Source organism: Rubrivivax sp. A210 (genome assembly GCF_904426505.1).
Lineage (GTDB): Bacteria > Pseudomonadota > Gammaproteobacteria > Burkholderiales > Burkholderiaceae_C > Rubrivivax.
Genome location: NZ_CAJGBN010000003.1, coordinates 14,243 through 28,228 on the forward strand (window position 1 = coordinate 14,243; position 13,986 = coordinate 28,228).

General features: G+C 71.5%; 14 protein-coding genes. 9 read left to right on the plus strand and 5 right to left on the minus strand.

The genetic code is table 11. The annotated features are described in order from the left end of the window. Positions 1–79 precede the first annotated feature (79 nt). The 5 genes from JMV16_RS04520 to JMV16_RS04540 all read left to right on the plus strand — a co-directional run bounded on the left by JMV16_RS04520 (position 80) and on the right by JMV16_RS04540 (position 4,884). Positions 80–952, plus strand: coding sequence for a branched-chain amino acid ABC transporter permease (locus tag JMV16_RS04520; protein ID WP_201492990.1), 873 nt, complete (start codon positions 80–82; stop codon positions 950–952). Further along, on the plus strand, positions 949–1,935 hold the full coding sequence (locus JMV16_RS04525; protein ID WP_201492991.1) for a branched-chain amino acid ABC transporter permease: 987 nt from the start codon (positions 949–951) through the stop codon (positions 1,933–1,935). The genes JMV16_RS04520 and JMV16_RS04525 overlap by 4 nt, the downstream gene beginning before the upstream one ends. Further along, positions 1,932–2,696: an ABC transporter ATP-binding protein gene (locus JMV16_RS04530; RefSeq protein WP_201492992.1), complete on the plus strand. Its 765-nt coding sequence runs from the start codon at positions 1,932–1,934 to the stop codon at positions 2,694–2,696. The genes JMV16_RS04525 and JMV16_RS04530 overlap by 4 nt, the downstream gene beginning before the upstream one ends. Further along, complete coding sequence (locus JMV16_RS04535) at positions 2,689–3,402, plus strand: ABC transporter ATP-binding protein (RefSeq protein WP_201492993.1); 714 nt, start codon at positions 2,689–2,691, stop codon at positions 3,400–3,402. The genes JMV16_RS04530 and JMV16_RS04535 overlap by 8 nt, the downstream gene beginning before the upstream one ends. Before the next feature lie 90 nt (positions 3,403–3,492). Beyond that, entirely contained in the window at positions 3,493–4,884 is a 1,392-nt protein-coding gene (locus JMV16_RS04540; RefSeq protein ID WP_201492994.1) for a leucyl aminopeptidase family protein, read from the plus strand. Here JMV16_RS04540 and JMV16_RS04545 read toward each other — a convergent pair. The 3 genes from JMV16_RS04545 to JMV16_RS04555 all read right to left on the minus strand — a co-directional run bounded on the left by JMV16_RS04545 (position 4,854) and on the right by JMV16_RS04555 (position 7,238). Continuing rightward, positions 4,854–5,471, minus strand: a complete 618-nt coding sequence (locus JMV16_RS04545; RefSeq protein ID WP_201492995.1) for a YdeI/OmpD-associated family protein — start codon at positions 5,469–5,471, stop codon at positions 4,854–4,856. The two genes, JMV16_RS04540 and JMV16_RS04545, sit on opposite strands and share 31 nt — an antisense overlap. 88 nt (positions 5,472–5,559) lie before the next feature. Beyond that, positions 5,560–6,750 carry an NnrS family protein gene (locus JMV16_RS04550; RefSeq protein WP_201492996.1) on the minus strand — a complete coding sequence of 397 codons (1,191 nt, stop codon included), beginning with the start codon at positions 6,748–6,750 and terminating at the stop codon, positions 5,560–5,562. Between the two features lie 74 nt (positions 6,751–6,824). Then, the gene (locus JMV16_RS04555; RefSeq protein ID WP_201492997.1) at positions 6,825–7,238 is read right to left on the minus strand and encodes a winged helix-turn-helix transcriptional regulator; all 414 of its coding nucleotides are present in this window, start codon (positions 7,236–7,238) and stop codon (positions 6,825–6,827) included. 81 nt (positions 7,239–7,319) lie between these two features. On the opposite strand from JMV16_RS04555, the gene JMV16_RS04560 reads away from it, so the two are divergent. Further along, a complete protein-coding gene (locus JMV16_RS04560) occupies positions 7,320–8,201 on the plus strand; it encodes an SDR family oxidoreductase (protein ID WP_201492998.1) in 882 nt (293 codons plus the stop codon). A 90-nt stretch (positions 8,202–8,291) separates the two neighbouring features. On the opposite strand, the gene JMV16_RS04565 is transcribed toward JMV16_RS04560, so the two are convergent. Together JMV16_RS04565 and JMV16_RS04570 are read right to left on the minus strand one after the other, a co-directional pair. Further along, entirely contained in the window at positions 8,292–9,086 is a 795-nt protein-coding gene (locus JMV16_RS04565) for an SDR family NAD(P)-dependent oxidoreductase (protein ID WP_201492999.1), read from the minus strand. 87 nt (positions 9,087–9,173) lie between these two features. Next, positions 9,174–9,980: an IclR family transcriptional regulator gene (locus JMV16_RS04570; RefSeq protein WP_201493000.1), complete on the minus strand. Its 807-nt coding sequence runs from the start codon at positions 9,978–9,980 to the stop codon at positions 9,174–9,176. 176 nt (positions 9,981–10,156) lie between these two features. Between JMV16_RS04570 and JMV16_RS04575 the strand changes: the two genes are divergently transcribed. The 3 genes from JMV16_RS04575 to JMV16_RS04585 are packed head-to-tail and all read left to right on the plus strand — an operon-like array spanning position 10,157 to position 13,985. Next, complete coding sequence (locus JMV16_RS04575; RefSeq protein ID WP_201493001.1) at positions 10,157–11,329, plus strand: acetyl-CoA acetyltransferase; 1,173 nt, start codon at positions 10,157–10,159, stop codon at positions 11,327–11,329. Beyond that, positions 11,326–12,918: an acyl-CoA synthetase gene (locus JMV16_RS04580; protein WP_201493002.1), complete on the plus strand. Its 1,593-nt coding sequence runs from the start codon at positions 11,326–11,328 to the stop codon at positions 12,916–12,918. The genes JMV16_RS04575 and JMV16_RS04580 overlap by 4 nt, the downstream gene beginning before the upstream one ends. A gap of 53 nt (positions 12,919–12,971) precedes the next feature. Further along, positions 12,972–13,985 (plus strand): TRAP transporter substrate-binding protein, encoded by a 1,014-nt coding sequence (locus JMV16_RS04585; protein ID WP_201493003.1) that lies wholly within the window; start codon positions 12,972–12,974, stop codon positions 13,983–13,985. The last annotated feature ends 1 nt before the right edge of the window (position 13,986 follow it).

The following is a 13,986-nucleotide window of genomic DNA, read 5'->3' on the forward strand; positions in this document are numbered from 1 at the left end:
CCGCGGAACCGGCTCTGCCGGGCCGCTGGCGGCGCCCCCCTGGGGGGGAGGCGGCCGCAGGCCGCTTCAGGGGGGGGCCATGCTGACCCTGCTGTTCGACGGCGTGGCCTACGGCATGCTGCTCTTCGTGCTGTCGCTGGGCCTGGCGGTGACGATGGGGCTGATGAACTTCGTCAACCTCGCCCATGGCGCCTTCGCCATGGGCGGCGGCTATGTGCTGGTGCTGCTGATGCAGCGCGCCGGCTGGCCCTTCCTGGCCTGCCTGCCGGCGGCCTTCGCGGCCATGGCGCTGGCCGGCGCGATGCTGGAGCGCAGCCTCTACCGCCCTATGTACGGCCGGCCCCATCTCGACCAGGTGCTGTTCTCCATCGGCCTGACCTTCATGGCGGTGGCGGCGGCCGACTGGGCCATGGGCGCGTCGCCGGTGAGCCTGCGCACGCCGGCCTGGCTGGCCGGGCGCAGTGAGTTCGGCAGCGGTGCCTTCACCCTGGGCATGGGCCATTACCGGCTCTTCGTCATCGCCCTGTGCCTGGCCCTGGCGCTGGGGCTGCAGGTGCTGCTCACGCACACCCGCTTCGGCGCCCGGCTGCGCGCCGCGGTGGACGATAGGCGCGTCGCCGCCGGCCTGGGCATTCCGGTGGACCGCATCTTTCTCTTCACCTTTGCCTGTGGCTCCGGCCTGGCCGGGCTGGGCGGCGCGCTCGGGGTCGAGATCCTCGGGCTCGAGCCCGGCTTTCCGTTCAAGGTCATGGCCTATGTCCTCATCGTCTGCGCCGTCGGCGGCACGCGCAGCATCACCGGCCCGCTGCTGGCGGCCCTGCTGCTGGGCGTGGCCGACGTGATGGGCAAATACCACGCGCCCAAGCTGGGTGCCTTCGTCGTCTACGTGCTGATGATCGCCCTGCTGCTGTGGCGTCCCCAGGGCTTGTTCACGCGCGGGGCAGGGCGGTGAAGGCGTCGCCAGCAGCCTCGGCGCTGCGCGCGCCTTCGCGCTGGCGTGCCTGGGAGCTGGCGGCCTGGGTCGCGATCTGGGCCGTGCCCTTCGTGGCAGGCTCTCATGCCGCGCTGATCAATGAAATCGCCATCCTGGCGCTGTTTGCACTGTCGCTGGACCTCATCCTCGGCTTCGCCGGCATCGTCTCGCTGGGCCAAGCGGCCTTCTTCGGCGTCGGTGCCTATGGCGCGGCGCTGTTCGCCAAGCAGGGGCTGGACGACCCCCTGCTGGGCTTGGCCGTGGGCACGGCGCTGGGCGGCGCTTTGGGCGCAATCACCAGCCCCTTGATCGTGCGCGGCAGCGATCTCACACGCCTGATGCTGACCCTGGGCGTGGCCGGGGTGCTGCTGGAACTGGCCAACCGCTTCGACACGCTCACCGGCGGCGCCGACGGCCTGCAGGGCGTGGTGATGGGGCCGCTCAACCTGCCACTGATCGGCCGCTTCGAGTTCGACCTCGGCGCCCGCGTGGCCTCGTTCTATTCGATGGCCGTGCTGTTCGCGGCCTTCGTGCTGCTGCGCCGCCTCGTACACACGCCGCTGGGCCTGTCGCTGCAGGCGCTGCGTGACAACCCGCTGCGGCTGGAGGCCCTGGGCCTGTCGGTGCCGGCGCGGCTGGCGGCCGTCTACACGCTGGCCGCGGCGCTGGCCGGCGCCGCCGGCGCGCTGCTGGCCCAGACCACCGCCTTCGTCTCGCTCGATGTCTTCGAGTTCCACCGCAGCGCCGAGGTGCTGCTGGCGCTGATCATCGGCGGCGCCGGCTGGCTCTGGGGCGGCCTCGTCGGCGCCATTGCCTTCAAGCTGCTGCACGACGGGCTGTCGGCCCTTACCGCCCAGTACTGGAGCTTCTGGCTCGGCCTCATCCTGGTGCTGCTGATGGTGGTGGGCCGCGAGCGCCTGCTGCGGCCGTGGACCTGGTGGCGGCGAAGGCCCTGGCCATGAGCGATGAGATCGTGCTGCGCACCCAGGGCTTGTGCAAGCGCTTCGGCGGCATCACTGCCACCGACCAGGTCTCGCTGACCCTGCCGCGCGGCGCGCGCCACGCCCTCATCGGCCCCAATGGCGCCGGCAAGACGACGCTGATCAACCTGCTGACCGGCGTGCTCGCGCCCAGTGCCGGCCGGGTCGAGCTGATGGGGCGCGACATCGCCGGCCTGGCGCCGCACCGCCGCGCCGCGCTGGGTCTGGTGCGCACCTTCCAGATCAGCCAGCTCTTCGCCACGCTGACGCCGCTGCAAAGCCTGGCGCTGGCGGTGGCCGGGCGCCGCAGCGCGGCCTGGCGCTGGTGGCAGCCGCTGGGCGCCGACGCCGCCATCGCCGCCGAGGCCGAAGCGCTGGTCGAGCAGTTTCGCCTGCAGGAACATGCGCTGCGCCCCACGGGCGAGCTGCCTTACGGCAAGCGGCGCCTGCTCGAGATGGCGCTGGCGCTGGCGTTGCGGCCGCGCGTGCTGCTGCTGGACGAGCCGGCGGCCGGGGTGCCCGCGGCCGAGCGCGCCGACATCCTGGCCACCGTGGCGGCGCTGCCGGCCGAGGTGGCGGTGCTGCTGATCGAGCACGACATGGACCTCGTCTTCGCCTTCGCGCGCCGCATCACTGTGCTGGTCGACGGCGCCGTGCTCACCGAGGGCGAGCCCGAGGCCATTGCCGCCGACGCGCGGGTGCAGGCGGTCTACCTGGGCGATGTCGGGCTGGCCCATGGCTGAGCCCTTGCTGCGCGTGGAGGGCCTGAGCTGCGGCCACGGCCAGGCCGTGGTGCTGGCCGACATCGGCTTCGAGATCGAGGCCGGCCGCTCGCTGGCGCTGCTGGGCCGCAACGGCAGCGGCAAGACGACGCTGATCGACACCCTCATCGGCGCGGCGCAGCGCCATGCCGGCCGCATCACCCTGGATGGCCTGGCCCTGCACACGCTGCCGCCGCACCGACGCGCCGCCGCCGGCCTGGGCTGGGTGCCGCAGGAGCGCAATGTGTTCAGCTCGCTCACGGTGGCCGAGAACCTGCAGGCCGTGGCCCGCCCGGGGCCATGGACGCAGGCCCGTGTCTTCGAGCTCTTTCCGCGCCTGGCCGAGCGCCAACGCCATCTGGGCCACCAGCTCAGCGGCGGCGAGCAGCAGATGCTGGCCTTCGGCCGCGCCCTGGTGCTCAACCCGCGCCTGCTGCTGCTGGACGAGCCGCTGGAAGGCCTGGCACCCATCCTCGTGGCCGAGCTGCTGCGCGCGATACGGCGCGTGGCGCGCGACGAAGGCCTGTCTTCCATCGTCGTCGATCAGCATCCGCGCCTGGTGCTGGGCGTCACCGACGACGCCCTGGTGCTGGACCGCGGCGGCATCGCCTGGCGCGCGACCAGCGCCGAACTGCTGGACGACCCGGCGCCGCTGGCCACCTGGCTGGGCCTGGGCGCCCGCGCCTGAAGCCCGACGGGCTGCCGGCCAGGCCGCTGCGGCGGGCATGCCAAACTGCGGCCGGCGGTCACCACGGCCGTTGAAGTCTTGGGGAAATGCATGACCGTAGAACTGACCCACACGCCGGGCCGCGACAGCGTGGCCCTGTACACCGTCGACCGCGCCGGCTTTGCCGAACGGGCGCCGGGCCTTGACGCGGCCAGTGCTCGCTGGCTGCAGACCGTGGGCTTTGCCGGCGCGCCCGACAGCCATGCCCTGCTGCCGGCGCCCGATGGCAGCCTGCGCGCGGTGTGGGCCGGTGTGCGCGACGCGGGCGACCCCTGGGCCCTGGCGGCCCTGCCCAAGGCGCTGCCGCCGGGCCGCTACCACCTGGCGGCCGAGGCGCCGCTGGCGCTGGACGCCGCGGCCGCGGCGCTGTCGTGGGAGCTGGGTGCCTACACCTTCGACGCCTACAAGCCGGCCCGGCGTGAACCGGGGCGACTGGCGCTGGCGCCGAGCCCCGAGATCCACAAGGCGCTGATCGTCGCCGCCGCCATCGCGTCGACGCGCGACCTCGTCAACACCCCGGCCGAGCACATGGGCCCGGCCTCGCTGGCCCAGGCGGTGCGGCTGGTGGCTGAGCAACACGGCGCCAAGTTCAAGGAGACGGTGGGCGACAAGCTGCTCGCGGCCGGCTTCCCCGCCATCCACGCCGTGGGCCGCGCCGCCGATGCGGCACGCGCGCCGCGCCTGATCGAGCTGAACTGGGGCAAGGCCAAGCACCCGCGGCTCACGCTGGTGGGCAAGGGCGTGTGCTTCGACACCGGCGGCCTGGACATCAAGGGTGCCGACGGCATGCGGCTGATGAAGAAGGACATGGGCGGTGCCGCCAATGCCCTGGGCCTGGCACAGATGATCATGGCGCTGAAGCTGCCGCTGCGGCTGCAGCTGCTGATCCCGGCTGTGGAGAACGCCATCGCGGGCAATGCCTACCGGCCGGGCGATGTCTTCAAGACGCGCCAGGGCCTGCACATCGAGATCGGCAACACCGATGCCGAGGGCCGCGTGATCCTGTGCGACGCGCTGGCCTATGGCGCCGAGTCCAGGCCCGAGCTGATGATCGACCTCGCCACCCTCACCGGCGCCGCCCGCGTCGCCCTGGGTTCGCAGCTGCCGGCGCTGTTCTGCCGCCGCATGGAGCTGGCGCGCGAGCTGGTTGACCGGGGCCTCGCGGCGCGCGATCCGCTGTGGCATCTGCCGCTGTGGCGCGACTACCACGGCGGCATCGAGAGCGAGATCGCGGACATCGTCAACACCGGCAAGGGAGCGCTTGGCGGCGCCATCAATGCCGCGCTCTTCCTCGAGGACTTCGTGCCCGCCGGGCTGGACTGGCTGCACATCGACCTCTTCGCCTGGAACGACGGCGCCAGGCCCGGCCGGCCCGTGGGCGGCGAGGCGCAGACGCTGAGGACGCTGCTGGGCTACCTGGAAGCGCGCTTCGGCAGTGCTTGAGGTTCCGGCGGATAGACCACCTCGCCCTTTTCGAGCATGGTGACGAAGTTCGCGATGCGGCGGGCCCGCGTGGCCGGCAGCTTGGCGTCGGCCACTCGGTGCAGGATGGCGTAGCGGTTGGCGCCCTTGAGGCCTTCGAAGAAGCGCAGCGCCTGCGGCGAGGCTGCGAGCGCGGCGCGCAGGTCGTCGGGCACGGTGGCCGTGCGCTGCGGCGCATAGGCGGCGTCCCAGCGCCCGTCGGCCCGGGCCGCGTGGACCTGGGCCAGGCCGGCCGGTGCCATGCGGCCGGCTTCGATCAGGGCCTGCGCCGCCTCGCGGTTGATCTGCGACCACTTGCTGCGCGCCGAGCGAGGTGTGAAGTACACCAGCCACCATTGATCGTCATGCGGCGCCAGCTGCCCGTCTATCCAGCCGTGGCACAGCGCGCCGTCTATGGCCTCGCGGCGCGAGACGCTGGGCCTGCCCGCGCCCTTCTTCGCCAGTCTGAGCCACAGGCCGGGCGCGCCGGCAGGCTGGGCCGCGAGCCAGGCCTCCCAGGCGGCGGCGGTCTCGAAGGCGAGGATGGGCAGATCGGCCTTGGGAGGCATGGGGCGTTCCTTCCCGGCCGCATCAGGCCTGAACGAGGGCGCCCAGTATTCCCCAAGGGCTCTTGCCGTGGGCCGTCTGCCCCCGGCTTCAGCCCGGCTTGCCGTCCAGGCGCGGGCGCGTGAGCACGCTCCAGTAGCGCAGCGCATAGACGCCGAAGCCGGCCGACCACAGTGCGGCCGAGGCCTGCACGGCCAGCAGCGTCGTCAACGGCGCCAGCAGCGGCAAGGCCACGCGCACCACGGCCGCCAGTGCCACCAGCACGAAGGCGGCAATCTCCCAGCGGTCGGCGCGCAGCGGCCGGGCCGTGTGGCCGCGGGCCGTGCGCGTCATCATGCCGATGATGAGTCCGCCGGCGGCGCCCACCGTCAGCGCGTGGCTGGCGGCCGACTCGGCCAGGATGCCAAATCCGGCCGCGCCGCGCAGCAGCAGGTGCAGGGCAATCCACAGGTAGGCCAGGTGCAGCACCCACACCAGCGGCGCCTGCAGCGTGCGCCAGGGCCGCCACAGGGCCCAGCGCGCCGCATGGGCGGCGGCCACGGCCAGGGCCAGCGCGCCCAGTGCCGGACCGCGCAGGCCGGCGAGATCGGCCAGCAGCAGCGCCAGCACTCCGCCCAGCGCGGCCTTTTCCACCAGCGGATGGCGTGTTGCGCCGGCGCCGGGCACGCCGTTGTTGGTGAACATCGGAATCACCCGCCCGCCCATCACCGACATGACGAAGAGCACGATGTCCAGCGCCAGCTGGATGCCGGCCCAGGCGGGCAGGCTGGCAAGGCCCAGTTGCGAGAGGTGGACGGCGCCGGAGGCCAACCCCAGCAGCACCAGCAGGGCGACGAAGAAGTAGTTGCGCCGGTTGCCGGCGCGCACGAAGGGCACGGCCAGTGCCGCTGCGGCGGCCAGCGGAAAGGCGATGTTGGCCAGCGCCGCGGCCAGCGCCCAGGGCGTCAGCACCAGCACGCGGGCGGCCAGCCAGAGCGCGGCCAGCGCGGCCAGCGCCGGCCCGGTGGGCGTGGGCTGGTTGCTCCAGTTGCGGCCTGCGGTGAAGAGAAAGCCGACGATGACGGCCAGCGTGAAGCCGAACAGCATCTCGTGCGCATGCCACAGCGGCCCGGCCAGGTAGGCCTGGCCCAGCAGGCCCGAGACCTGCAGCGCCCACAGCGGGATCGAGAGCGCGGCAAAGGTGCTGGCCAGCAGGTAGAAGGGTCGAAAGCCCAGGTCCCAGAGCGCGAAGCGCCGCAGGGGCCGTGCGCCAGGTTCCTCGATGCGAAGCAGTGTTTCCATGGGAGCTCGGCAGACCTGGCGGCGATTTAAGATGCATGCAGTTTACATCTAATCGGCGAGCACCGTCCGGGGTTTCAGGCCGCGCGTCGCGCCCGTGCCTTCAATACGCGCGGCAGGCTGTCTTCAATCCAGTCGGCCAGCGCGCGCACGCGGGGCGCCGCCTCCAGGCCCAGCGTGCTCAGGCTGTACTCCACATGGGGCGGCACCACCTCGAAGGCCAGGCGGTCGACCAGGCCGTCGGCCTCCAGCCGCTGCAGCGTCTGCGCCAGCATGCGCTCGCTGACGCCGCCGATGGCGCGGCGCAGCTCGCTGAAGCGGTGGGTGCCGGTCTCGAGCACCAGCAAGACCAGCACGCCCCAGCGGCTGGTCATGTGCTCGAGCACGGTGCGCGACGGGCAGGCCGGCGCCAGCAGATTGCCCTTGCGCAGCAGGGCAGAACGGGGGCGCGGCTGCCCCGGCGCCGGGCCGGGTGGAGGCTGGATCTTCATACTTACCTTCATGTACGTACTTCCGAAAAGTACGTTTAAATCCTAAAGTGCATTCCTCTTCGATTCAAGCAGGGATTCACCATGGCCAGCGCCACCACCGTCGCCTCCACCGTCGCCTCCACCATCGCCATCACCGGCGCCACCGGCCAGCTCGGCCGCATCGTCGTGCGCAAGCTGCTCGCCCGGGTGCCTGCCGCCGGCATCGTCGCCCTGGTGCGCGACCCCGCCAAGGCCGCCGACCTGGGCGTGGCGGCGCGCGCTGCCGACTACGGCCGCCCCGAGACCCTGACCGCTGCGCTGGCCGGCGTGCAGACCCTGTTGCTGATTTCCTCCAGCGAAGTCGGACAGCGCGTCGCCCAGCACCGCAACGTCATCGAAGCGGCGCAAAGGGCCGGCGTGCGGCGCATCGTCTACACCAGCCTGCTGCACGCCGACCGCTCGCCGCTGAGTCTGGCGCCCGAGCACCAGGAGACCGAGTCGATGATCCGTGCCAGCGGCCTGGAGTGGACGATGCTTCGCAACGGCTGGTACATGGAGAACCACACGGCCTCGGCGCGTGGCGCGCTGGCGGCCGGAGCGCTGATCGGTGCGGCTGGCGCGGGCCGCATCAGCGGCGCGCCGCGCGAAGACTATGCCGAGGCCGCGGTGGTGGCGCTCACCGGCAGCGGCCATGCAGGCCAGGTCTATGAACTGGCCGGCGACACGCCCTACACCCTGGCCGATCTGGCGGCCGAGATCGCAGGCCAAGGCGGCAAGGCCGTGCCCTACCGCAACCTCGGCCTGGCCGACTACGCTGCGGCGCTGCAGGGCCTGGGCCTGCCCGACTGGCTGGCCGGCGCGCTGGCCGCCTGGGATGTGGATGCCTCGCGCGACGCGCTCTTGGCCGACGGCCGCACGCTGTCGCGCCTGATAGGCCGGCCGACCACGCCTCTGGCAGCGGCGGTGGCCCAGGCCCTGGGCTGAGGGCCGGCCGGAATCAGCCCGCGCATGCGGAGCCTGCGCGGTCCTCCGCCTGGCGCGGCGCTGTCCGCAGGCGCTGCACCGCGTCCCGGCTCAGCGCTCGGCGTTCTTGCGCAGCGTTGGCAGGCCCACGCCGGCGGCGTCGAAGCCGCCGTCCACGGCCAGCACCTGGCCGTTGATGTAGCTGGCGTTGGCGCTGCACAAGAAGCCCACGGCATTGGCAATTTCCTCGGTCGTGCCGTAGCGCTCGAGCGGGATCACGTCGTGGTAGTCCGAGCGTATGGCCACGCTGTGCACCAGCTTGGCCATCTCGGTCTCCACCGGCCCCGGGGCGATGGCGTTGACGCGTATGCCCACGGTGCCCAGCTCGGTGGCGTGCTGCTTGGTCAGGTGGATCAGCGCCGCCTTGCTCGTGCCATAGGCCACGCGCAGCGTGCTGGCGCGCAGGCCGGAGATCGATGCGATGTTGACCACCGCGCCGCCGCCGGTCTTGCGCATCACCGGCGCGCAGGCCTGGGTGCAGAGGAAGGGGCCGTTGAGATTGGTGCCCAGCACATGCTGCCAGTCTTCGAACGTGGTCTGGCCCACCGGCTTGAACACCGCCACGCCGGCGTTGTTGACGAGGGCGTCGATGCGGCCGAAGGTGGCCGCCGTCTGCTCGGTGGCCAGCGCCACCTGTTCGGGCTGCGAGACATCGCAGCGCAGGGCCAGCACGCGCTCGGGGTCGGCCAGCGCGGCCTCGGTCTTGCGCAAGGTCTCGCCGTCGATGTCCCACAGCGCGACACGGTGGCCGTGGGCCAGGAACCATTGCGCCACCGCCAGGCCTATGCCACGGGCGCCCCCGGTGACGACGGCCACGGGCAGGGGGGCGGGAAGGGTGTTGCTCATCACAGGATCTCCAGTCAGGGGCGCCCAGCATAGGCAAGAGCCAATCCCGGCAAGGGGCCGGGGTGTCGGCTGCGCGCCACGCTTTCTTCAGGTGGCCGCGGCCACTGCCAGCAGGCCCTGCAGCTCGCGGCTGGCCTGCATCAGGCGGTTGCCCAGGGCCGCGGCGCGCGCCGGGCCGAGGCGGCTTTCGATGGCGGCCAGGCTGATCGAGGCCACCGGCCGCTGCTGGCTGTCGTAGACCGGCACGCCCAGGGCCCAGCTGCTTTCCAGCACCAGGCCGGGGTTGAGGCAATAGCCCTGGGCGCGCGTCTCGCGGATCAGGCGGCCGATGGCGGCATCGGTGCAGCGCAGGTAGCGCGCCAGCCGGGTGGCGGCATTGCGCTGCAGGATGTCGGCGATGTCGGCGTCGGAGAGCGCGGCCAGGATGGCGCAGCTGCCCGCGCCCACGCCCAGCGGCCAGCGGTCGCCGGCCTTGACGAGCTGGTTGCGGATGGGGAAATCGCCCTCGGTGCGCGACAGGCAGATGCTCTCGATGCCGTGCAGCACGGTGAAGAACACGGTGTCGCCCGATTCCAGCGCCAGCGTGCGCATCAGCGGCGCGGCCAGGCGCTGCAGCTCGTAGCTGGGTTCGGCCGCCAGGCCCACGGCAAAGGCCTCGGGGCCCAGGCGGTAGGCGCCGCTGGCGCGGTCGTGCATCACGAAGCCCTCGTCGACCAGGGTGCGCGTGAGGCGTATCGCGGTGCTCTTGTTGAGCGCCAGGCGGCGGCCGATCTCGGTGATGCGCAGGCCGCCCGGGCCGACGCGGGTGAGCAGGCGCAGCACCGCCAGGCCGCGGCGCAGGGTCTGGGCGCCGGCGGTCTCGGGTGTACTGGATGGCAGGGGGTCGCTAGGCATAAACCATGAGGAGATGGTCCATATGCTGAACCGTTGATTGCGACGGCGCATGCGCAGCCCGGGCTTGTCCACAGGCTGGCCCCGTACCATCGGCGCCCGGACGGTGGCAAGGCCGCGGTTCGGGTTCACATCGTAGACCGTGCCGGCGCTTGCGTTGGCACCTGCCGGGGCCACGCATGAGCACCAACTCCCACATCGTCGGCTGGGGCCACACGGCCTTCGGCAAGCACGATGCCGTCGATCTTGAACAGCTGTTCGCCGAGGCCGCCCGCGCGGCCATCGCCAGCGCCGGGCTGGAGGCGAGCGACATCGACGGCGTCTTCGTCGGTCATTTCAACGGCGGCTTCCTGCGCCAGGACTTCAGCGGCGCCCTGGCCGCCCTGGCCCTGCCAGAGCTGCACCGGGTGCCGGCCGTGCGCCTGGAGAACGCCTGCGCCACCGGCTCGGCGGCGATCTGGGGCGCGCTGGACGCGGTGCAGAGCGGGCGCCTCAAGCGCGCGCTGGTGGTGGGGCTGGAGAAGATGAACACGCTGCCCAATGCCCAGATCGGCGAGGTGCTGCTGCGCTGCAGCTATGTGCGCGAAGAGGGCGACACGCCGGGCGGCTTTGCCGGCGTCTTCGGCCAGATCGCCAGCGCCTATTTCGGGCGCTACGGCGACCAGAGCGACGCGCTGGCGGCGATCGCGGCCAAGAACCACGCCAATGGCGTGCGCAACCCCTACGCCCATATGCGGCGCGACCTGGGCTTCGATTTCTGCCGCCAGCCCTCGGAGAAGAACCCGTTTGTCGCCGGGCCGCTGAAGCGCTCGGACTGCTCGTTGGTGTCGGATGGCGCTGCCGCGCTGGTGATCAGTGCCGAGCCGCTGCCCGGCGCGCAGGTGCCGGCCGTGCGCTGGCGCTCGCGCACCCAGGTCAATGAATTCCTGCCACTGTCGCGCCGCGACCCCACGCGCTTCGAGGGCGCGGCCCTGGCCTGGCAGCAGGGCCTGGCGGCGGCCGGCTGCGGGCTGGAGGCGCTGCACTTCGTCGAGACCCATGACTGCTTCACCATCGCCGAGTTGCTGGAGTACGAGGCCATGGGCCTGGCGCCGCAGGGCCAGGGCGGGCGCGTCATCCTCGACGGCATCAGCCGCGCCGACGGCCGCCTGCCCGTCAACCTGAGCGGCGGCCTCAAGTCGCGCGGCCATCCGATAGGCGCCACCGGCGTCTCCCAGCATGTGATGGCGGCCATGCAGCTCAGCGGCACGGCCGGCGAGATGCAGCTGGCCGGGGCCGGCCTGGGCGCCGTCTTCAACATGGGCGGCGCGGCGGTGGCCAACTACGTCAGCATCCTCGAGGCGGTGGCTTGAACCCGGCCCAGGTCAGCAACCTGGCGCGGCTGCTGCGCCACACGGCGCAGCTGTTTCCGCAGCGCGTCGGGCTGATCCAGGGCGAAAGGCAATGGACCTGGTCGCAGATCGACGCCCGCGTCGATGCGCTGGTGGCGGGGCTCAAGGCCCTGGGCCTGCGCCAGGGTGATCGCATCCTGCTGCAGTCGCGCAACAACCTGGCGCTGTTCGAGAGCGGCTGGGCCGCCTTTCGCATGGGCTGCGTCTGGGTGCCCACCAACTACCGGCTGGCGCCGGCCGAGGTGGCCTATATGGCGCGCTCCAGCGGCGCCGTGGCGATGATCGCCGAGCCGGATTTCGCGCCCCATGTGGAGGCCGCGCGGGCGGCTTCCGACAGCCTGCGCCAGGTGCTGTGGATAGGCGATGCGCCGGCCGGCGAGACGGCCTATGAAGCCCTGGTGCAGCAGCACCTGGGCGCCGCGCCGGATGAGGCCGTGGTGGCGCAGGACGACCCGCTGTGGTTCTTCTACACCTCGGGCACGACCGGCCATCCCAAGGCCGGCATCCTGACCCACGGCCAGATGGCCTTCGTCGTGGCCAACCACCTGGCCGACCTCATCCCCGGCACCACCGAGGCCGATGTCTCCATCGCCGTGGCGCCGCTGTCGCACGGCGCCGGCATCCATGCCCTGCTCAATGTGGCACGCGGTGCGGCCACGGTGCTGCTGGCCGGCGAGAAGCTCGATCCTGAAGAGGTGTGGCAGCTGATAGAGCGTCACCGCGTCAGCAACCTCTTCACCGTGCCCACCATCGTCAAGGCCCTGGTCGAGCACCCGGCGGTGGACCGCCATGACCATTCATCGCTGCGCTTCGTGATCTATGCCGGCGCGCCCATGTACCGCGCCGACCAGCGCCTGGCGCTGCGCAAGCTGGGGCCGGTGCTGGTGCAGTACTTCGGGCTCGGCGAAGTGACCGGCTGCATCACCGTGCTGCCGGCGCACATGCACTCGGCCGACGACGCCAGCCCCGACGCGAACATCGGCAGCTGCGGCCGCCCGCGCACCGGCATGGAGATCGCGATCCTCGACCCCGGTATGCAGCCGCTGCCGGTGGGCGAGGTGGGCGAGATCTGCGTGCGCGGCCCCGCGGTCTTCAACGGCTACCACGGCAACACGGAGGCCAGCGCCCGGGCGCTGCGCGGCGGCTGGTTCCACACCGGCGACCTCGGCCGGCTGGATGGTCGCGGCCTGCTCAGCATCACCGGCCGCGAATCCGACATGTACATCTCGGGCGGCTCCAACGTCTACCCGCGCGAGTGCGAAGACCTGCTGCTCGAACACCCCGGCGTGGCCGAGGTTGCGGTGCTGGGCGTGGCCGACCGCCACTGGGGCGAGGTGGGCGTGGCCGTGGTCGTGCGCCGCCCCGGCACCGCCGCTGGCGCCGACGAACTGCTCGCCTACCTTGACGGCAAGCTGGCCCGCTACCGCTGGCCGCGCCAGTTCTTCTTCTGGGACGCCCTGCCCAAGACCGGCTACGGCAAGCTCAGCAAGAAGGACATCCGCGCGCTGCTGCTGGCGCGCGGCGAGGTGCAGGCCGTGCAGGCCGATTGATTCGAAGAAGCTCGATTCCCTTTCCCGAACCCCTTCCCTCCAGGAGACAGACCATGAAGCTCACCCGACGCCAGATCATCGCCACGGCCGGCGCCATCGCCCTGCCGGCGGCCGGCCTGAAGAGCGCCCACGCGGCGGCCGAATTCACCTTCAAGTACGGCAACAACCTGCCGCTGGCTCACCCGATGAACCAGCGCGCCGCCGAGATGGCCGCCGCCATCAATGCCGAGTCCAAGGGCCGCATCGATTTCCAGGTCTACCCCAACAACCAGCTCGGCAACGACACCGACATGCTGTCGCAGGTGCGCTCGGGCGCGCTGGACTTCTTCACCCTCTCGCCGCTGATCCTGGGCACCCTGGTGCCGGCGGCGCAGATCTCGGGCGTGGGCTTCGCGTTCAAGGACTACGGCCAGGTCTGGGCCGCGATGGACGGCGATCTCGGCGCCCATGTGCGCAAGCAGATCGCCGCCGGCAGCACGCTGTTCGCCTTCGAGAAGATCTGGGACAACGGCTACCGCCAGATCACCACCAGCACCAAGCCCATCGCCACCCCCGACGACCTGAAGGGCCTGAAGATCCGCATCCCGCCCAGCCCCTTCTGGGTCTCGATGTTCAAGGCCTTCGAGTCGTCGCCGCTGACCATCAACTTCGCCGAGGTCTATTCGGCGCTGCAGACCAAGGTCGCCGACGCGCAGGAGAACCCGCTGGCCATCATCGCCACCGCCAAGCTCAACGAGGTGCAGAAGTTCTGCTCCATCACCAACCACATGTGGGACGGCTTCTGGTTCCTGGGCAACAAGCGCTCCTTCGACCGCCTGCCGCAAGACCTGAAGGATCTGGTCACCCGGCACATCAATGCCGCCGGCCTGAAGCAGCGCGACGACGTGAAGAAGCTCAACGACGGCCTGATGGGTGAACTCAAGACCAAGGGCATGGCCTTCAACACCACCGATGCCGAGGCCTTCCGCGCCAAGCTGCGCGCGGCCAGCTTCTATGCCGACTGGCACAAGAAGTTCGGTAACGAGGCCTGGGGCGTGCTCGAGAAGTACACCGGCAAGCTGGTGTGAG